Source organism: Stenotrophomonas sp. STEN056 (genome assembly GCF_056759635.1).
On the sequence record NZ_JBRRDL010000011.1, the window covers coordinates 49,871 to 69,544 of the forward strand.

17 protein-coding genes are annotated in these 19,674 nt (G+C 65.3%); 4 read left to right on the forward strand and 13 right to left on the reverse strand.

Translation table 11 applies throughout. The features are described 5' to 3' along the window. Window position 1: 1 nt before the first annotated feature. Entirely contained in the window at window positions 2–451 is a 450-nt protein-coding gene (locus tag ACVOLO_RS08365; RefSeq protein WP_481569785.1) for a 3-dehydroquinate dehydratase, read from the forward strand. A 118-nt stretch (window positions 452–569) separates the two neighbouring features. Continuing rightward, window positions 570–785 carry a hypothetical protein gene (locus ACVOLO_RS08370; protein WP_481569786.1) on the forward strand — a complete coding sequence of 72 codons (216 nt, stop codon included), beginning with the start codon at window positions 570–572 and terminating at the stop codon, window positions 783–785. 510 nt (window positions 786–1,295) lie between these two features. On the opposite strand, the gene dcp is transcribed toward ACVOLO_RS08370, so the two are convergent. The 8 genes from dcp to ACVOLO_RS08410 form a co-directional block, all read right to left on the reverse strand. Then, entirely contained in the window at window positions 1,296–3,455 is a 2,160-nt protein-coding gene (gene dcp / locus ACVOLO_RS08375; protein WP_481569787.1) for a peptidyl-dipeptidase Dcp, read from the reverse strand. 114 nt (window positions 3,456–3,569) lie between these two features. Continuing rightward, the gene (locus tag ACVOLO_RS08380) at window positions 3,570–4,172 is read right to left on the reverse strand and encodes a lysophospholipid acyltransferase family protein (RefSeq protein ID WP_481569788.1); all 603 of its coding nucleotides are present in this window, start codon (window positions 4,170–4,172) and stop codon (window positions 3,570–3,572) included. A 3-nt stretch (window positions 4,173–4,175) separates the two neighbouring features. Then, complete coding sequence (gene arfB / locus ACVOLO_RS08385; RefSeq protein WP_481569789.1) at window positions 4,176–4,607, reverse strand: alternative ribosome rescue aminoacyl-tRNA hydrolase ArfB; 432 nt, start codon at window positions 4,605–4,607, stop codon at window positions 4,176–4,178. A 211-nt stretch (window positions 4,608–4,818) separates the two neighbouring features. After that, window positions 4,819–5,751: a hypothetical protein gene (locus ACVOLO_RS08390; protein WP_481569790.1), complete on the reverse strand. Its 933-nt coding sequence runs from the start codon at window positions 5,749–5,751 to the stop codon at window positions 4,819–4,821. Further along, window positions 5,751–8,123 (reverse strand): LTA synthase family protein, encoded by a 2,373-nt coding sequence (locus ACVOLO_RS08395; RefSeq protein ID WP_481569791.1) that lies wholly within the window; start codon window positions 8,121–8,123, stop codon window positions 5,751–5,753. The genes ACVOLO_RS08390 and ACVOLO_RS08395 overlap by 1 nt, the downstream gene beginning before the upstream one ends. A 14-nt stretch (window positions 8,124–8,137) precedes the next feature. Continuing rightward, window positions 8,138–9,433 (reverse strand): YaiO family outer membrane beta-barrel protein, encoded by a 1,296-nt coding sequence (locus ACVOLO_RS08400; RefSeq protein WP_481569792.1) that lies wholly within the window; start codon window positions 9,431–9,433, stop codon window positions 8,138–8,140. Beyond that, window positions 9,430–10,947 (reverse strand): glycosyltransferase family 2 protein, encoded by a 1,518-nt coding sequence (locus ACVOLO_RS08405; RefSeq protein ID WP_481569793.1) that lies wholly within the window; start codon window positions 10,945–10,947, stop codon window positions 9,430–9,432. Before ACVOLO_RS08405 ends, ACVOLO_RS08400 begins: the two co-directional genes overlap by 4 nt. Then, window positions 10,944–12,005, reverse strand: a complete 1,062-nt coding sequence (locus tag ACVOLO_RS08410) for a HEAT repeat domain-containing protein (protein WP_481569794.1) — start codon at window positions 12,003–12,005, stop codon at window positions 10,944–10,946. The genes ACVOLO_RS08405 and ACVOLO_RS08410 overlap by 4 nt, the downstream gene beginning before the upstream one ends. Window positions 12,006–12,370: 365 nt before the next feature. Between ACVOLO_RS08410 and ACVOLO_RS08415 the strand changes: the two genes are divergently transcribed. After that, on the forward strand, window positions 12,371–12,832 hold the full coding sequence (locus tag ACVOLO_RS08415) for a DUF2059 domain-containing protein (RefSeq protein WP_481569831.1): 462 nt from the start codon (window positions 12,371–12,373) through the stop codon (window positions 12,830–12,832). 510 nt (window positions 12,833–13,342) lie between these two features. Here ACVOLO_RS08415 and ACVOLO_RS08420 read toward each other — a convergent pair. Genes ACVOLO_RS08420 through ACVOLO_RS08430 form a run of 3 tightly spaced genes read right to left on the reverse strand, consistent with a single transcriptional unit; the run spans window position 13,343 to window position 16,400 of the window. Further along, window positions 13,343–14,089, reverse strand: a complete 747-nt coding sequence (locus tag ACVOLO_RS08420; RefSeq protein WP_481569795.1) for a pseudouridine synthase — start codon at window positions 14,087–14,089, stop codon at window positions 13,343–13,345. Beyond that, window positions 14,086–15,753: a ubiquinone biosynthesis regulatory protein kinase UbiB gene (gene ubiB / locus ACVOLO_RS08425; RefSeq protein WP_481569796.1), complete on the reverse strand. Its 1,668-nt coding sequence runs from the start codon at window positions 15,751–15,753 to the stop codon at window positions 14,086–14,088. Before ubiB ends, ACVOLO_RS08420 begins: the two co-directional genes overlap by 4 nt. Next, entirely contained in the window at window positions 15,750–16,400 is a 651-nt protein-coding gene (locus ACVOLO_RS08430; RefSeq protein WP_481569797.1) for a ubiquinone biosynthesis accessory factor UbiJ, read from the reverse strand. The genes ubiB and ACVOLO_RS08430 overlap by 4 nt, the downstream gene beginning before the upstream one ends. Window positions 16,401–16,812: 412 nt before the next feature. Here ACVOLO_RS08430 and ddlA point away from each other — a divergent pair, with 412 nt between their 5' ends. Then, window positions 16,813–17,913, forward strand: a complete 1,101-nt coding sequence (ddlA, locus tag ACVOLO_RS08435) for a D-alanine--D-alanine ligase (protein WP_481569798.1) — start codon at window positions 16,813–16,815, stop codon at window positions 17,911–17,913. Window positions 17,914–18,002: 89 nt separating this feature from the next. On the opposite strand, the gene ACVOLO_RS08440 is transcribed toward ddlA, so the two are convergent. Both ACVOLO_RS08440 and oleD read right to left on the reverse strand, forming a co-directional pair. Continuing rightward, window positions 18,003–18,158, reverse strand: a complete 156-nt coding sequence (locus tag ACVOLO_RS08440) for a DUF1328 domain-containing protein (RefSeq protein ID WP_065868112.1) — start codon at window positions 18,156–18,158, stop codon at window positions 18,003–18,005. 265 nt (window positions 18,159–18,423) lie between these two features. Continuing rightward, a complete protein-coding gene (oleD, locus tag ACVOLO_RS08445; RefSeq protein WP_481569799.1) occupies window positions 18,424–19,425 on the reverse strand; it encodes a 2-alkyl-3-oxoalkanoate reductase in 1,002 nt (333 codons plus the stop codon). Window positions 19,426–19,674 lie beyond the last annotated feature (249 nt).

The following is a 19,674-nucleotide window of genomic DNA, read 5'->3' on the forward strand; positions in this document are numbered from 1 at the left end:
CATGTCGATCCATATCGTGCGTGGGCCGGAAGGTACCGGGCCGTTTCAACATGTCGCCGCCCCACTGCCGGAGGCGGTGATGAAGGCATTGGTGCAACGCGCGTTGGACAGTGGCACCAGCATCGCCATGCGCAGTTGTCGCTGCGAACAGGAACTGCTGGAAGCGCTGTGTGTAGCCGACTACAGCCCCGGCGAAGTCACCCTGCTTGCACCTGGCGCATGCGTGCGCAGTGTCCGCCTGCAGCGTTTGCTGCCGCAACTGCACAACGCCTATGTCGAAGTGCATGACGATGACGGTCTTGCATTGGAAACGCGCCTGCCTGCAAGCAACGGACAACGCCTGGGCGTGGCCCAGGGCTTTCGTTCGCAAAGCTATGTGCTGGCGCTGGAAATGGCGCTGGAGCACCTGGGCTGCAACGAAGTGGGCAACCGCGTGCATGTAGGCACCTGAGATGTGCGGCGTGAGAAGCAGCGTGACTTGCGAGGTTGATGGACCGCTTGCAGCGGTGCGTGCTGGCGAGTGCGGCGGTTCTTCCGCCGCGCCTCCAGCTGCTTCGTCGCATGCGCCGTTGTTGCAACGTGAGCCCAGGCAATACCTGGCCGGTTACGAGGTCTACGTCGACGGGCATGCCTTCTGGTGGGGACATCTGGCCGTACGTGTCGAAGACGGTGATCCACTGCTGTGCGACCCGCAGGGCCTGCTCGACAAACTGTGTGCGATGGCGGCGCAGCGGCATGACGTTGCCGTGGCGCAGGTGCGGTTGAAGATGGTCAGCCGGTTGTAGGCGTTGCGGCTGGACTTGGACATTGATGGTTGGTTGATCGGATGGCTGACTGGTGCTCCGATGCGCGAAACAGCGCTTCGCCCCCTCTTCCGCCCTTCGGGCACCTTCCCCCAAAGAGGGGGCTGCAGTCCCGCGAGGGGAGAAGGGAGCAAAAAAGCACGAGCAACCGCCTCCCGGCTGTAGGAGCGGCCTTGGCCGCGATGCAGGCATCAATGAAATAACAGGCACGTCCGCAACCGGGAACGCCACGCGCTTCGCGGCCGAGGCCGCTCCTACCGCCGCACAAACAAGCAGCGGGGTTCCCCTGCCCTTCGTCGTCACTGCTTATGAGCCGCCTCCCGGCTGTAGGAGCGGCCTTGGCCGCGATGCAGGCATCGGTGAAATGGCAGGCATGTCCGCAACCGGGAACTCCACCAGCTTCGCGGCCGAGGCCGCTCCTACCGCCGCACAAACGAACGGCTGGGTTTCCCCTGCCGTTCGTGTTGCTTCATTGCAGCCTGCTGACCGCGATTACTTCAAACCACGGTTGTGCAGCAGCGGTTCCACACTCGGGTCCTTGCCGCGGAAGTCGCGGTAGGCGGTGGACAGGTCGCGGGTGTTGCCGATGGACAGGATCTTGTCGCGGAATACCTGGCCGTTCTCACGGGTCAGGCCACCGTTTTCCTTGAACCACTCAAAGGCGTCGTGGTCGATCATTTCCGCCCAGAAATAGGCGTAATAACCGGCCGAGTAACCGCCACCCCAGATGTGGTCGAAGTAGCTGCTGCGGTAACGCGGCGGCACCTGTGCCAGGTCCACCTTGAAGCGCTTGAGCGCGTTGGCCTCGAACGTGTCCACGTCCTGCAGCGGTGCGTCGGCACCCTGCGTGTGCCATGCCATATCCAGCAACGCCGCCGACAGGTATTCGGTGGTCATGTAGCCCTGGTTGAAGGTCTTGGCCTTGGCGATCTTGTCCACCAGCTCCTGCGGCATCGCCGCCTTGGTCTGGTAGTGCTTGGCGTAGTTGGCAAACACCTTCGGGGCCGAGGCCCAGTGCTCGTTGAACTGCGACGGGAACTCGACGAAGTCACGCGGTACGCCGGTGCCGGCCACGCTCGGGTACTTGGTGTTGGAGAACATGCCATGCAGGGCGTGGCCAAACTCATGGAACATCGTGGTCACGTCGTCCCAGCTCAGCAGCGCGGGCTGGCCGGCGGCAGGCTTGGTGAAGTTGCACACGTTGTAGACCACCGGCTTGGTGCCGGTCAGGCCATTCTGCTCGACGAACACATCCATCCACGCGCCACCGGACTTGCTGTCACGCTTGTAGAAGTCCGCGTAGAACAGCGCCAGCGGCTGGCCGTTGGCATCGGTCACCTCGAACACACGCACGTCCGGGTGATAGACCGGCAGATCGGTGCGCTCCTTGAAGGTCACGCCGTACAGCTGGTTGGCGGCGAAGAACACGCCGTTCTGCAGCACGTTGTCCATCTCGAAATACGGCTTGATCTGCGATTCGTCCAGGTCGTACTTGGCCTTGCGCACCTGCTCGGCGTAGAAGTCCCAATCCGATGCGGCCGCCTTGAAGCCGCCCTTCTGGGCGTCGATTACCTGCTGGATTTCGGCCAGCTCGCCACGCGCCTTGGCGGTCGCCGCCGGAACCGTATCAGTGAGCAGCTTCAGCGCGTTGGCCGGGTTCTGCGCCATCTGGTCGGTGAGGTTGTAGGCGGCGTAGTTCGGGAAGCCGAGCAGCTTGGCCTTGGCCGCGCGCAGCTGCGCCAGGCGCTGGATGATCTGGCGGGTGTCGTTGGCGTCGCCGTGCTCGGTGCGGGTTTCCGAGGCGTCCAGCACCTTGGCGCGCACGTCGCGATCCTGCAGCGAGGTCAGTGCCGGCTGCTGGGTGGTGTTCTGCAGGCTCAGCACCCACTTGCCGTCGAGCTTGCGGCCCTTGGCGGCCTCCTCGGCTGCGGCGATGTCGGCATCGGACAGACCGGCCAGCTGCGCCTTGTCCTCGATGGTCACCGCACCGGCGGCGGTCGCGGCCACCAGCTTGTTGTGGAAGTCGTTGGACAGGGTGGCTTCTTCGGCGTTGTACTGCTTCAGGGTTTCCTTGTCGGCGTCATTGAGCTGCGCACCGGCCTTGACGAAGCCCTTGTAGGTCTCCTCGACCACGCGCAACTGTTCCGGCTCCAGCCCAGCGCTTTCGCGCGCGTCGTATACCGACTTCACGCGCTCGAACAGCTTGGCATCCAGGTAGATGGCGTCGCTGTGCGCGGCCAGCTTCGGCACCACGTCTTCCTGGATCTTCTGCCGCTCCGGGTTGGTATCGGCCTGCACCACGCTGAAGAACACGCGGCTGACGCGGTCCAGGATGGCGCCGGACTGCTCCATCGGCAGCAGGGTGTTGTCGAAGGTGGCCGGCTGGGCGTTGTCGGTGATCTGCTTGATCTCGACCAGGTGCTGACGCATGCCTTCTTCAAAAGCAGGCAGGTAGTCACTGTCCTTGATCTTGTCGAACGCCGGCGCCTGGAACGGCAGCGTGCTCGCCGCCATGAACGGATTGGTCGAGGCTTCGGCCGGCTGACCGGCGGTGGCGGGGGTATCGGTGCTCACGGGGGTGGTGGACTCCTTGCCGGAACAGGCGGCCAGCGCAAGGCTGATGGCGGCGGCCAGGACAACGGTACGCGACATGAAACGGCTCCTTGGGAACGGGCTTCGGACAGCCCACAACCCTACTCCGTTGCCACCGGCCCGGCATGTGCCGATGGTGGCGCCATCACGCCTGGCCTGTGTTGGCAGCGGGCGTCAGCCGCCGCGCCGGTTCTTGCCCATCCACTGCCGGTACCACTGGCGGATGCTGGCCATGTCGGCCGCGTCGTCGCCGGTGGTATGGAAGGCCGGGCCAAAACCAATCACCCGCTCCGGGTAATGGAAATACGCCGGGATCACCGGCACCTCGGCCAGCCGCGCGATCTTCAAAAAGCCGCCCTTCCATTCCTTGACCGGCTTGCGCGTGCCTTCCGGTGCCAGTGCGTACCAGATGCGCTCGCTGCTGCGGATCATCTCCACCGCCTGGCCAACCGTGCCCTGCGGCGAACTGCGGTCCAGCGGCACCACGCCCAGGCTGCGCAACACCGCGCCCAGCGGCCACCAGAACAGCTTGTCCTTGCCGAGGATGCGCGCTTCCACGCCCACGGCCATCTTGGCTGCCAGGCCCCACAGCCCGTCCCAGTTGGAAGTATGCGGCGCGGCGATGACCACCGCCTTGGCCAGGTCCGGGATCGGCCCACGGACGCGCCAACCGCCCAGGCGCAGGATGCTGCGCCCCAGCCAGCGGGTGAATGCGCCCGCCCTGACCTGCGGCATGTTCGGTGGAATGACAGGCACCACCGGCTCAGGATTGCTCAAGCACTACTCCCAGTTGCGTGTTGAACGGCCGCGTTTGACCTGCGCGCGTTCCTTTTTCTGATCCAGCCGGCGCAGCTTGGAGCCGTAGGTCGGCTTGGTCGCCACGCGCGGCTTGGGCACGGACAGCCCGGCCTGGATGAAGCCCACCAGGCGCTCGCGTGCATCCTGCCGGTTGCGGTCCTGGGTGCGGAAGCGCTGTGCATCGATCACCAGCACGCCCTCGCCGGTCATGCGCCGGTCGCGGCGGGCCAGCAGGCGCTCACGCAGCGACTCGGGCAGTGACGGCGAGTTGGCGATGTCAAAGCGCAGTTCCACCGCGGTGGAGACCTTGTTGACGTTCTGGCCGCCGGCACCGCTGGCGCGCACGAAACGTTCGACGATCTCCGTTTCCGGTATCGCCAGCCGTTCCGAGATTTCGATCATGCCCACTGCCATAGCGGCGCATTGTAAGCGGAGCCGGGGCGTTGTCTGCTTTTACGACTACGGCAGAAGCACCCCTCCCCGCCCCTCCCCTTCGCTTTGCGAAAGGGAGGGGGAAAAAAGCGGCTTTCGACCCGAACTGACAAATCATGCAGAACCGCCCCCTCCCTTTCGCCCCGCGAAGGGGAGGGCTGGGGAGGGGTGCTGTTAGCGGCGCACTTTCAGATCAATCCCAATCCTGCGCCGCCCAGCGCCGGTACGCGCGGTAGTGGTGAATCGCAAAACCCGCAAACGATGGCTCGGCCCCCAGCGCGCGCTCCACCTTGCGCACTTCCTGCTCGAACACCTTCGGCCCTTCCTCGTGGAAGGTGACCTTGTCGATGTCGTTGGACGACACCTCCAGGCCAATCACCACCTTCTTGCCGACGCGGTTGGCATAGACAATCTCGCTGGCCGCGTGCGACAGGATGCTGTCGCTGCCTTCGGCCTTGTCGCGGTAGTCCATCAGCGCGACGTAATCGTAGAGGTCGATGGTGTGCTCGCTGACCGGGCGCCGCGTGCCCTTCCACTCCAGCTCGATGCCGTCGAGCCAGAACGGAATCGCCGGCCCCACCGCAAGCGTGGCGCCGTGCTCGCGCTTGATCCGCATCAGCGCATCGCTCATGTCCAGGAAGCCGGCCAACAGGCCTTCGCGCGTGTCGTCTTCCCATTGGTCGAGGATGTGCGGCTCGATATCCAGGTTGGCGCCGTCAAAGCGTGCGGCCTCCGGTGCGGCGGCGTTGTACTCAACCACGCGCCGGAACATCGCCTCGGCCTCGGCACGGTGCGAGGGCAACACATAGTTCTCGGTATTGAGATACGCCGAGCCCAGCAATGCATACACCTTCATTCCCCGGCGATGCATGCCGGTGATGAAGTCGCGGTACAGCTGTGGCCGCTCGACGATCAGATTGCGGCCCCGGAAGGCATCGGCATACAGGTACACCGTGTCGATGCGCTGCGACTTCAGGTAGGCCGCGGCCTCCTCCGCGACGGCCGGGTCTTCCAGCATCGCGTAGGACTCCGCTTCCCACGTCCATACCGCGCGGCTTGCCGAAGCCATCACGGAGAGGGGCAGCGCGCACAGCATCAGCAGCAACACCAGTCGTAACAGGGACATCAGGGTTGGCCTCCCGTGGTGGCGGTATCCACCGGCAGGCGATAACGCCCTTGGCCGATGGCCTTGCCGGTGTCGGGGTCGGACGGGAATACCGAAACGTAACAACGCCCCCTGCAATCCTGTGGCCGCCGCAGCCGCAGTTGCACCTGCTGGCTGCCACTGGCCGGCAACTGCAGCGCGTGGCCGTAGACCTCCTGCAGTTCGCGGCCGTCCTCACTGGCCACTACCGCCAGCGGCACGAAGGTACGGCTGGGCGTGCCATCGCCGTTGCGGAACAACGCCGTCAGCTGCATGCCATCGGCGGCCATCGCCAGCTGCGCCGTATCCAGTGTCAGCCCGTGCGCCGCTGGCGCCTCCATCGCCACCGGCGCTGGCCGTGTGCTTGCCTGGTAGGCCACCAGACCGGCCTCACTGCCGTCCGGCGTCAGTGCGCCTTGTTGCATGAAGATCGCATTGGCCTGCGCATAACGCTGCAGGCGCTGCGTCACCCAGGCCTGCACGGCGCTGTCGTCGGCCGGCACCAGATGCATGCCTTCCTGCAATGCGTACAACTTGCCATCACGCAGCCACCAGCGGCCCGCCAGATATTCCGGCGCACTGGTCTTGGTCTGCTTCAACGGCAGTTGCTGGATGTTGCGGAAACCTTCGTGCATGTCCAGACCGCTTCCCAGCCACGGCGTACGCGCCGGGCGCTGCAGGCCATAGGTATTGGACAGCAACGCCAGCAACGACGGGGTGACGTCCAGTTGCGAGGACACCGCCGCGATGCGCCCGGGCTGCTTGAGCAGCGGCGAGAAGATGATCAACGGCACGTGGTAGCGGTCCATGTGCTCGCCCATCGGAATTTCCGGCAGGCGGTGGTCGCCGGTGACCACGAAAATCGTATTGGCATACCACGGCATGTCGGCCACGGTTTCAAAGTAGCGCCGCAGCTGGTCGTCGGTGTACAGGATGGTGCTGTAGATGTCGGCATTGGCCCGGTAGGACGCCAGCCGCGTCTCGGGAATGCCCAGTTCCTTCATGCGTTGCTCAAAGCGCGCACGGTAGGCGTCCTGCCCCGGGAACTGGTAGCTGGTGTGCATGGAGATGGTCTGGATGGCCAGCGCAAACGGTGTCTTCAGATGCGCGTTGTCGGCCAGAACCCGGGACACCAGTTCCTTGTCCGGGTAGCCCCAGGCGCTGAACGGATTGCGCTGGTAACCCGTGCCAAAACTCGGCATGTCCACGATCCGCTGCACCTGCTGCAACTGCAGGTAGCCACGCTCGTTGTCGAAGGCGGTGTCGGTGCCGTTGTAGAACGCGGTGTGGTAACCCTGCCTGCCCAGCACATTGAACAGGCCCGGATGCGCGGGCATGCGCTCCCCCAGTGCGGCGAAGCCTTCCTCGGCAAACGGCAGCGAACCAAACAGCGTTGGCAGCACGCCAAAGGTGCGGCCCTGGTTGGCGAGGAAGCTGTCGAAGTACAGGCTGCGCGCGGCAAGCTCATCCAAAAATGGAGTGAAGCTGCCCAGCGTGGCCTGTGGCCCGGAGAACGAGCGGCCCAGGCCCTCCACCACGATCACCACCACGTTGGGCGGGCGGCCATCGGCGGTCTTCGAGAAATACGGCCCCAGCGCATCGGGGGTCTGCTCCACGCGCAGGAACGGGAACGTCGGATTCAATGCCGGCTCAGCAGCATTGCCTGCCGATCCGGCGGCTACCGGCAATGTCGCCTGCGCATCGTCGCCTGACCAGCGCCGTACATCCGCACTGAACCAGGCCAGCTTGTTGCAGGCCAGCTCACGCGCGGCGTCATCCTTCAGGCTGCCGGCGCCGGCAGGCAACGGCACCAGCCACAGCAGCAGGCCCGCCACGAAGAGTGCGGTGGTCCACCGCGTCGAACCGCGTGGATCACGCCGCGCCCACCACCACAGGCCTACCCACAACACGAGCAGGGGCAGCAGCAGTGAAAGCAGGTTGCGCGGATTCAATGGCGCGCCGTCGGCCAGCGTGGTGCGTATTTCGGCAAGGCCGTAGCCAAACAGGTCCGCGCCCAGCGGCACATGCGCCACCTGGTAATACTGGTCCAGCATTGCCTGCACCGCGATGAACACCGACCACAGCACGGCCAGCGCCACACCCCGCAGCCAGGGTCGCTTCAGCGCCAGCACCGGCAATGACAGCAATAGCAGAATCGGCGCGGCCCGCAGCAGCACCAGCAGTGCCTGCACCAGGGCAACACCGGCAATGGCCCATTTCTGGTTGCCGTCCCAGCTGGCACCGGCAACACCGTTGAGCACCGCGCCGGCAACGAGTACGAACTGCGCCATCAGCAATGCGGGGAATGCGGAGGAAAACCGCGACCAGGCGCTGGCAACGTGCTCGGTGGTCATCTACATCACCTCCGCTACCAGCGGGTGTACAGCGACAGCGAGAAGCGCTGCTCGTCGTAGCCACCGTCATCGTCGGCATAGCCAGCACCGATCTTGAAGCCCCATTGCGGCGTGAAGTAGTGCTTCCAGGCAATACCAATGGCGGCATTGCTGTCCCGCACGACGCTGCCAAAGCGGTCCAGGTCGCTGCTGCGGCCGCTGCTCACGCTCATTTCCAGGTAGTCGTCGGCATCGCCGTTGTAGTAATTGCGCAGCAGCAGGCGGTGGCTCCAGCTGCCCGAGCCCACGCCCGGCACATGCTGCAGCTTGTAGCGCCCATACCAGTTGCCGACATAGCGGCCCACGCCCACGCCATAGAATTCGGTGTCATCGGAGAAGCGCAGGTGGTCGACGCTGGCCGACAACTCCCAGCCACTGCCCACGCCCTGGAACACCTCCACCCGCCACGCCTGGCGCGGCAACATGCCATCGGACGGGCCGTGCTGGTAACGCAGGTTGGCATAGGCGCGTTGCCACAACGGAACATAGCCATCCAGCGCCCAGGCCATGTCGCTTTGGCCGAAATGATCGGCGCGCAGCAGCTCCAGCCCCAGCGAGCCACGGCTGAACTGGCGGCGTATCGTCAGGTCCGCATCGTTCCAGCTCTGGCGGTCGCCACTGAAGCCGGTGTGGTCCCAGCCGGCGCTGGCGCTCCACAGGTAACCGCCGCCGGCCACGATATCCGGGTTGGCCATGCGTGGCAGCAGGCTCTGCTGCAGGCTGGCGATCTCGGCTGGATCAGCCCCCAGCGTGGCGGCGGCATCAAAGTCGGCCCGGGCCGCGGCAAACTGGCCACTGTCGCGCAGGGCACGGCCGCGCGCGATGCGTGCCTGTGGATCCTGCGGTGCCAGTTCCACCCAGCGGGTATAGGCCTCCTGCGCCTGCTGCGGGCGGTCACTCCAACGGTAGGTGTCGCCCAGTGCCGACCACGCATCGGCATAGTTCGGGCTGTTCTGCACCACGGTTTTCAGGTCGCTTTCGGCGGCGGCGTATTGCCCGTCCCAGGCATAGGTGCGCCCACGCGCCAGCAACAGGTCGCCATTGCCCGGGTGCTCGGCCAGCAGCGCGGTATAGCGCTCGATGGCCTGCGCCCGCTGGCCGCCGGTAGCCAGGTCGCGTACCTGCAGCATCTGCGTGGTCAATGCACCGGGCTCGGCCTGCTGTGCCAGCAATGGCAGCGGGCACAGCGTGCACGCGAGCAGCAGCCATGTCTGCAGTGGCGCGGTGGTCCTGCGTTTGCCTGCTGCGTATGGATCGTGCCTGTGGATCATGGCTTGGCGCCCCCCTCACCTGCGCCGTTCTTGGGAGCCGACGCAGCGCCGGCCGTGGATACCTGTTGCCAGGAGCCGTCACGGTTGATTTTTCCCCAGCTGTGGCGCTGCTTCTTGCGGCTCAGCAGCCAACCGAAGGTGCCGCTGAAACGCCACATGGAATTGATCTGCCGGTAGCCGAAGTTCTCCAGCACCGCCACCACAAACAAGCGCAGTTGCTGTGAAGGTTTGGAGAACAGGCCGAAGGAAAGCTCTTCCAGCAGCATTGCGTTCACCGACAGCAGGATGCCCATGCCCACGGCCGCCGCCAGGAACACCAGGAACACCTCCAGCTGCACCAGCCCGACCAGCGCCAGCACGATCATCGAGACATAGCCCACCACCTCGATCAGCGGCCCGAGGAACTCGAACAGCAGCATGAAGGGGAACGCCACCCAGCCCGGCGCACCACCGCGACGGTTGAACATCAGCCCGATGTTCGACCACAGGCTCTCGGCCAGGCCGCGCTGCCAGCGCACGCGCTGGTTGCGCAGCGAGGCGATGTCCGATGGCGCCTCGGTCCAGCAGACCGGATCGGGCACGAACACGATGCGGTAATCACGCTCCTCCTCGCGCAGATTGCGATGCAGGCGGAGCACCAGATCCATGTCCTCGCCCACGGTGTCCACCTTGTAGCCACCAATGGCGACCACGCGCTCCTTGTAAAACACCCCGAACGCGCCGGAGATGATCAACAGGGCATTCATCGGTGACCAGCCCATGCGCCCGAACAGGAACGCGCGCAGGTATTCCACCAGCTGGAAGCTGGGCAGCCATTTGTTCGGCAAACCGACCTTGGACAACATGCCATCGGTGACGGTGCAGCCGTTGAGCACGCGCACCACGCCACCACTGGCAACCACGCGGCGATCTTCCAGGAACGGGCGCACCACCCGCGACAGGCTCTCCGGCTGCAGGATGCTGTCGGCATCCATCACGCAGAACAGCGGATAGCGCGCGCAGTTGATACCGGCATTGATCGCATCGGCCTTGCCGCCGTTTTCCTTGTCCACCATGTGCACGCGTGGATAACGCGCCGACGCATAGACGCCGCGGACAGGCTGGGTCTGCAGGCGCGAACGGTAGGCTTCGGGCACCTTCACCAGGCCGAATGCCTCGATCAACGCCTCGCGCGTGGCATCGCTGGAACCATCGTTCACCACCACGATCTCGAACTCGGGGTAGCGGGTGCGCAACAGCGAGCGGACCGAGGACACCACCGAGCGTGCTTCGTTGTGGGCCGGCAGCAGGATGCTCACCGGCGGCTGGTAGTCACGCAGCGCCTGTGGCAGGTAGTTGGCCCGGTACTCGCGCATGTAGCGCACGATCTGGTACGCCGAGATGTAGTTGAGCAGCAGGTAGGCCAGGTTGATCGCCACGAAGTACGCCATGAAGAACCATTGCATCGAGGCGGCGACCTTTATCCAGGGCACCTGCTGCAGGTATGCGACCAGCATCTGCCAATACCCGCTCATGCCATGCTCCTCAGGCCGTGCTCGGCCAGCACCTGCTCGATGATGTCGCGCCCGTAGGGGTCGCTCTGGCGTCGCTGCAGCTCGCGCATCGCCTCCACGCCCATCCCGGTCAACGCCAGCAGCGCCTGTGCGGTGCGGTAGCGCACCCACCACACGCTGTCGGCCAGCAGCGGCTCCAGCCGCGTACTGTCCCCGGCCTCACCGATGCGGCCCAGTGCCGTGGCCGCGTGCATGCGCACATGCCAACGCGACGCCGCCAGGAAACCGATCACCCGCTCCCGGTCCTGCTTCTGGTTCACCAGCTGCAGGCAGACCGAAATGATGTGGTCATCGACATGCCCGTCCAGCAACTGCCGTATCACCTCGGCGGCGCGCTTGGCATCGATGTCGGCCAGGAAACGCACCAGCTTCACCGTGGTATCGGCATTGGCACGCAGCAGGGCATTGCCGATTTCACGTGCGGCACTGCCATCGACGTTCTCGGCCAGAATCCGCGCCACACTGCCCGGCACCCAGTCATTGCGTTCAACGATCATCGGCACGAACATCGCCATCGCCCGTGGCGGATCCACCTGCGCCAGCGCGCGCGCCGCACACAGCGAAACAATCGGGCTGCGGTCACTGAGGAACGGCGACAGCCGCTCGAACAGGCGCCGGTCGTGCAGGTGGCCCAGGGCGATGATGGTCATCGCACGGTCGTGGTAGCTGCCGCGCAGCAGGCGGGGCGATACCTCCTCCAGCCCCACGCGCTGGCCCAGCGCCGCCAGGCGCCGCGAGTCGGCCTCGACCAACGAATCATGGGTGGTATTCCAGGCTTCGATGAAACCGGCCACTTCACCGCGTTGCAGTGGCGGCCCCTTGTACGGCTCGCCTTCCAGCTCACGCTGGATGATCTGCGCCCAGCGCTCCCGGGCCTGTGCATCACGCTGCTCGCGCCATTGCGCGCGGATGCGCAGCACCACAATGATCGCCAGCAGGACAAACGCAAGCAGCAGCGTCAGTACCGCCACCCAGCCGGCGACGACCAGTACCGTTGATTGGTTGGACAACGCGTGCATCGTAGTGCCCCGTTCCCTTCCCACTTCCCAAGAACGTGGTTCCTGTCCACGTTCCCCCTGTTGACATCATCGGGGTTTGCTCGCCCCGTAATGTGATGTGTATCGCACTTCTACGGGTACAGTCGTGAAATTGCCACAATTTTCTGATAAGCGGCAGCTGGCAATCCTGATTGCCAATAAAAACATCAGCTTGCCTGTGAAAGCAGGCGCCGCTCGTCCGCCGGCGCCGCGCATTTCTGCGCCGGGTGGTTGACAGCCGCCCCGGCTCGGTATGCTCAGGGCCTGTTTGTCTCCCAGGAGGCCCCGTGGCCCATCACGCTCGCGCTTTCTTCCGGTTCCCACGCCTGCTGCTGGCCGCCGCCCTGATGTTGGGCAGCACCGCGGTGACGGCGGCCCCGCCCTCGGACAGCGACATCAACCGCCTGCTCGCGGCCTCACGCGCGCAGAACATGCTCGATTCGATGCTGCCGCAGATGGAGGCCATGCAGGCCCAGCAGTTCGCCCAGCTGACCCGCGATCAATCACTCACGCCCGAGCAGAAAGAGCGCATACAGCGCATACAGCAGCGCACCTCGCAGACCCTGCGTGAGGCACTGTCATGGTCGCAGCTGCGGCCGATGTACGTGGACCTGTACAAGCAGTCGTTCTCCAGGGAGGACGTACTGGCAATGGCGGAGTTCTATGAAAGCCCGGCCGGGCAGAGCCTGCTCGACAAGACCCCGGCCCTGATGCAGAACCTGATGGTGGCGATCCAGCAGAAGATGAACCCCCTGCTGGCCAGCCTGCAGAAGGACCTGGAAGCCATCATCGCCGAAGAAAAGAAGTAGGCAGGCAAGGCGCCGGGGCTGCCGGCCCCGCATCGGCATGCTTCCACCGCGCTGGAATTTCACTCTGGCCTGCGTGCCGGAGCGACAGCTGCCAACGCAAAGACACCCCTCCCCAACCCTCCCCTTCGCGATGCGAAAGGGAGGGAGGGAGCTGATTGTGCAGTTACACGCATGGCCGCAACCGTCATTGCAGGGCTCGTGCCCCCTCCCTTTCGCTTCGCGAAGGGGAGGGAACTGATTGTGCAGTCGCACGCATGGTCGCAACCGTCATTGCAGTGCTCGTGCCCCCTCCCTTTCGCTTCGCGAAGGGGAGGGAACTGATTGTGCAGTCGCACGCATGGTCGCAACCGTCATTGCAGTGCTCGTGCCCCCTCCCTTTCGCATCGCGAAGGGGAGGGTTGGGGAGGGGTGCTCCCAGTTCGCCAGCAGGAATGAATTCACGGCATCAACACGCAGCAACAGCGCGATCGTGCTGTCACCGCCACCGACCCGGCTCCCCTTCGCTACCGATCACTCAGCCGGGCTGTCCCACGTCCAGCCAAACAGCGCCATCGCCTTCTGGAACTCGCGATCCAGCGGCGCGCTTACATCAACGCGCCCGCCCTGCGGATGCGGGAATGCCAAGCGCTCGGCATGCAGCAGCATGCGATGCACGCCCTGCATGCGGAAAGTGCGGTTGTGGCGCCCATCACCGTGGCTGGTATCGCCAATCAGGTGATGGAACAGGTGCTTCAGGTGCCGGCGGATCTGCCGGAAACGCCCGGTCTGCGGCTGGCAACGCAGCAGCGCATAACGCGAGGTCGGGAAGCCATTGGATGGAATCGGCAACTCGCCGGTCAGCAACTTCTGGAAGTGGGTGATGGCGGGCTTTTTCACCGGCTTGCCGGGGCCGCCGTCCAGGTCGTGATCGACCGTGAACGCATCCTCGGCCGGCCAGCCACGACAGATGGCGAGGTAATCCTTGCTCACCTCGCCGCCCATCAAGGCCTTGCCCAGCGTGCTGGCGGTGTCGCGGTCGAAGGCCAGCAGCAGGCAACCGCTGGTGGCGCGGTCCAGCCGGTGCACCAGGAAGATCGGCTTGCCCAGCTGCTCGCGCAGGCGGTCGGCCAGGAAGTCGTCTTCGCCCCGTGCCAGCTTGCTGTCGTGGACCATCAGCCCGGCCGGCTTGTTCACCACCGCCAGCCATTGGTCTTCGTACAGCAGCGGCAACGGCGCGAACACCACGTCCGCTGCCGCGGTTTCCAGCACGTCGCTCATCGCCGCAGCCAGGCCGAAGCCAGCGCCAGCACGCCCACGCCGCCGGTGATCCACGACCACAGCGGCACCGACGCCCATTGCGGGCCACCGGCCTGCAGGCCGTACAGCAGCGCCGACACCACCACCAGGCCGACACCCGTCACCGCGGTAATCACCCGCCGCTGCATGCGCTTGAGGGTGTTGTCGAGATTGATGATGTCCTGCGAACGCATCGCCAGCTCGTGCTTGCCTTCCACCTGCTGGCGCAGCCAGCTGTGCAGCAGCGCCGGCATGTCCGGGGCCTGGGTCATGATTTCCGGCAGGCGCTTGCGCAGTTCCTTCAGCGCACGGCGCGGGCTGTAACGCTCGCGCAGGATGCGTTCAAGCACCGGCTTGGCCACCTCCCAGATATCCAGCTGCGGGTCGAGCTGGCGGCCCACGCCCTCGATGTTGAGCAGTGTCTTCTGCAGCAGGATCAACTGCGGCTGCAAGGTGAGCTGGTAGCGCTGGGCAGTGCGGAACAGCTTCATCAGCACTTCGGCCAGCGAAATCTGCGACAGCGGCCGGGTGAAATATGGCTCGCAGACCGCACGCACTGCCGCTTCCAGCTCGTCGATGCGCACCGTGTTCGGCATCCACTGCGCCTGCAGGTGCAGCTCGGCGATACGGCGGTAGTCGCGGTTGAAGATGGCCATGAAATTCTCGGCCAGGTAGTACTGATCTTCTTCCGACAGCTGCCCCATGATGCCGAAATCCAGCGCGATGAAGCGCGGGTTGTCGCGGCGCGCCGGATCGATGTCCACCCAGATGTTGCCGGCATGCGCATCAGCGTGGAAGAAGTTGTCGCGGAACACCTGCGTGTAGAACACACGCACGCCCTTGGCCGCCAGCGCCTTGCGATCGATGCCGGCCTTGTCCAGCGCGGCGATGTCGTCGGAGGGAATGCCCCACACCCGCTCCAGCGTCAGCGCGCGTTCGGCGGTGTGGCTCCAGATCACTTCCGGCACGTACAGATCGTCCGAATCCTGCCAGAACCGGCGCAACACGCTGGCGTTGGCGCCCTCGCGCTGCAGGTCCAACTCTGCGGCCAGGGTGGTTTCGATTTCGGCCACCACTTCGCGCGGACGGATCTTGTCCGCACGCGGATGGGTGCGCTCGACCAGCGCCGCCAGGGATTTCAGCAACGCGATGTCGCCGGCAATCTGCTTTTCGATATCCGGGCGCAGCACCTTGACGACGACCTGGCGGCCGCCGTCCAGCGTGGCCGCATGCACCTGGGCGATGGAGGCCGAAGCCAGCGGTGCGGTGTCAAAGCTGGCGAAGGCTTCGGTGATCGGCAGGCCCAGCGCCTGCTCCACGATCTGCAGCGCGCGCTCGCCGTCGAACGGCTTCACCCGGTCCTGCAGCAGGGTCAACTCGGCGGCGACATCCGGCGGCACCAGGTCGCGGCGGGTGGAAAGAATCTGCCCGAACTTGACGAAGATCGGCCCCAGCTCCTGCAGCGCCAGGCGCAGGCGCGCGCCACGCGACTGCGAGGCGATGTCGGCACTGGCACGCGGCACGAACGGCTTGGCCACGCGCAGCCAGCGCTCGACCGGCGTGCCGTCGAGCAGGTCATCCAGCCGATAACGCAGCATCACCCGGCCAATACGGCTGGCGCGGAACATCGCACGGGTGGCCTTCATGCGGCACCTCCCAGGCGCTGGCGCAGGCGCGACACGCGCACGGCCAGGCGTTCGACGTCATCACGGATCACGTCCACATCATCGTGGAAGGCATCCAGTTCGGCCCGCGCCACCACGTCGCGCGACTCCTCGGTGACGTACTCGGCGGCGCTTTCGGCCAGATCCTTCGCACTGCGACGCGCCTGCACCAGCGCCGAACGCAGGGTCTGCGCGATCTGCACGCCCAGCACCTCACCAAAGGCCTTGACGAAGGGCTGCTGCCAATCCGGGTCAAAGCGCGTGGCCAGCTGCTGCAGGCGGCGCGCCAGCTCGGCATCGCCGGAGACCTTCACCCGGCCCGCCGGCGCGGACGCATTGCGGCGCGCGTTGGTCATGAACGGCAACTGCGCCAGCACACCACCCAGGGTGCTGCGCACCGCCAGGTCCGGTTCCAGCGAAGGATCAACCGGCCCCACGGTCAACCGTGGGCCACTGACGCCGATCTGCATGGCCAGCGATGGCGATTCCAGCGTCAGCGCAATGCGCTGGCCATCCAGTGCAGCCAGCGCGTTGCGGGTATCCGGATCCAGTGCCAGCGCACGGTTGAGCGCCACTTCCAGCGCACGCCCGGCCAGCGGCTTGATGACATTGAAGGGGGATGGAGACATGCCGGGCATTCTACCGGAGGGCTGGGAGTGGGGAGGCCGGGAGTAGGGAATCGGGAGTGGGGAGTCGTAAAGGCAGAGGCAGAGGCGAAGGCGAAAGCAACTGCAAAAGCAAAGACAGGAGCACCCCTCCCCGGCCCTCCCCTTCACCTGCGGTGAAAGGGAGGGGGAAAAGCGCAGCGCTTACGCACGAAGATCCACTCCCTCCCTTGCGCACAGCGCAGGGGAGGGCCGGGGAGGGGTGCCGTTGCCGCTGCTCTTGCTCTTGCTGTTGCTCCTGCCGTTGCTTACGCCCTTGCCTTTACGAATCCCCACTCCCGATTCCCCATTCCCGGCTTTAAGCGAATCCCGATTCCCCACTCCCCGCCCTCAAAATGCATACTTCCTTCCACATATCCGCTGGAGCACACAGGCAATGAGCAAGACCCGCGTTGGCATCATCTTCGGCGGTCGTTCGGCCGAACACGAGGTCTCGCTGCAATCGGCGAAAAACATCCTCGACGCGCTGGACAAGGACCGCTTCGACGTCAGCCTGATCGGCGTGGACAAGCAGGGCCTGTGGCACCTGTGTGATGCCGCAAGCTTCCTGCTCCATGCCGATGACCCCAAGCGCATCGCGCTGAACACGAGTGGCCCGGTGCTGTCGGTGCTGCCGGGCGCCGAGCACGGCCAGTTGATCGCCGCCGATGGCAGCCCCGTGCCGCAGATCGACGTGGTGTTTCCCATCGTGCACGGCACGCTGGGCGAAGACGGCACCCTGCAGGGCCTGCTGCGCACGCTCAACCTGCCCTTCGCCGGCCCCGGCGTGCTGGGCGCGGCCGCGGCAATGGACAAGGACGTGGCCAAGCGCCTGCTGCGCGATGCCGGCCTGGCGGTCGCGCCGTTTGTCTGCCTCAACCGCATCAGCGCGGCAAACACCCGCTACGACGCGCTGAGCGCCGAGCTGGGTTCGCCGTTGTTCGTGAAGCCCGCCAACCAGGGCTCGTCGGTGGGCGTGAGCAAGGTGCGCAATGCCGCCGAGTACGACACCGCAATGGCGCTGGCCTTGTCCTTCGACCACAAGGTGCTGGTGGAATCGGCCATCAGCGGCCGCGAGATCGAATGCGCGGTGCTGGGCAACGAACTCCCCGAAGCCAGCCTCTGCGGTGAAGTCGTGGTGCACGACGATTTCTACGCCTACGACACCAAGTACATCAGTGCCAACGGCGCCGAGACGGTGATCCCGGCCGACATTGCCGCCGACGCACAGGCGCGCATCCGCGAGATCGCCCTGCGTGCCTACCAGGCGCTGGATTGCATCGGCATGGCACGCGTGGACGTGTTCCTCACCCCCGCAGGCGAGGTGGTGATCAACGAGTTGAACACCCTGCCCGGTTTCACCCGGATCAGCATGTATCCCAAGCTGTGGGGCGCCACCGGCCTGGGCTACACCGCGCTGATCACCCGTTTGATTGAACTGGCGCTGGAGCGCCATGCCGCCGACAAGGCGCTGCGCAGCTCCATCACCTCGGCCTGATATCCCCGCCCCAGGAATGAAAAGGCCCGCCCCGGGATCCGGAGCGGGCCTTTGCTTTGCAGATGTTGCTCGCCCTGGTTTCGCCTGGCCTAGCCCTTCTTGCGGAACAACGAGATCACCGCAAGGATCAGGAACACCACGAACAGGATCCAGGCGATGTTGCTCGCCGCGCCGGCAATGCCGCTGAAGCCCAGCACGGCGGCGATGATGGCGATGACGAAGAAGACGACGGCGTAATGCAGCATGGCAACCTCACATGATGGATAGCACGCGTGCAGTGTGCTGATCGCGGCATCAGCGTGAAGTGATGAATTGTGGAAATGCGTATTCAGGCGTTGATGCGCCGCAGGCATGCAGAGCATGCGCTCCCTGCTTTAAAGCCCCTCTCCCACTTGCGATGTGAAAGGAGCAGCTTGCGAACCACGGGCTCGCTGCTCCTTGAACGACCTTGCGCAAGGGCCGGGGCACGGAGCGGGGTGAGGGCAGCTTTTCCGCTCCTCGCCTTGAGCCCTAAGCCTTCCCAGCCAACGCACTCTCCCGCAGCCGCCGCAAACCCTCCTCGATCGACACCTTCGGCACATAGCCGAAATCGCGCCGTGCCGGCTCCATCGAATACCAATGCGGCGTGCACAGCTGCTCGGCCAGGAAGCGCGTCATCGGCGGCTCTCCACGCAGGCGCAGCAGCGGCCAGAGTTTTTCGCAGACCGCACCAATGCGATACGCCGCCTTGAACGAAATCGTCTTCTCCACCGCCGGTGCGCCCACCGCGGCCAACAGGCGGTTGAGCAGTTCACGCATCGGCAGCGGCTCACCGTTGGAGATGAAGTACGCCTTGCCCGCGCACGCGGCGCCCACCACCAGGTGATCGAAGGCATCAAAGTGCGCCTGGGCGGCATTGTCGATGAAGGTGGTGTCCACCTTGTTGCTGCCATCACCCACGAAACGCAGGCGGCCAGCGTGCGCCCGCTGCGCCAGACGCGGCACCAGTTGGTTGTCGCCCGGCCCCCAGATCAGCCGTGGACGCAGCGCCACGGTGGCCAGTTCGGCATCGTTGGCGGCCAGCACTTCCTGCTCGGCGATGGTTTTGGTGGCCGCGTAGGGCGCCTGGAAATCCTCACCGTAGGGCACTTCATCCGCCCCCAGGCCTTCCACCGGGTGCGTGGCGCGATGGGTCACGCTGGGCGTTGAGGTGTAAACCAGACGGCCCACGCCCTGTGCGCGGCAGGCCGCCAGCACATTGCGGGTACCCACCACATTGGCCTGGAAATAGCTGTCATAGCTGCCCCAGGCACCGGCCTTGGCCGCGTTGTGGAATACCGCATCCACTCCAGCGGCTGCATGGTGCACGGCATTGGCATCAGCCAGATCACCCTGTATCTGCCCCACCCCCAGCGTCTGCAGCGCCGGATAGTGGCCGCGGTTGAAGCTCAGCACCTCATGCCCACGCTCGACCAGCCCACGGCACAGCGCCTGGCCCAGAAAACCACCGCCGCCGGTGACGAGAATCTTCATGTGTTCAATAACCTCTGCGCCGGCCCCTGTGCCGCCACTTCCGGGTGCAAGTATCGCAGCACTGGCAATGGGAGGGCCGGGCTTTCGCTTGTGGGTGCTTGTTGTTGGGCGGTTGTCTGGAAAGCTCCCCCTCCCCAAACCCTCCCCTTGGCTGCGCCAAAGGGAGGGGGCCAGAAGCAGCAGCGGCGCGCAATTCCCACCGCGCAGACGAACTTCCCCTCCCTTTGGCACAGCCAAGGGGGGCTGGGG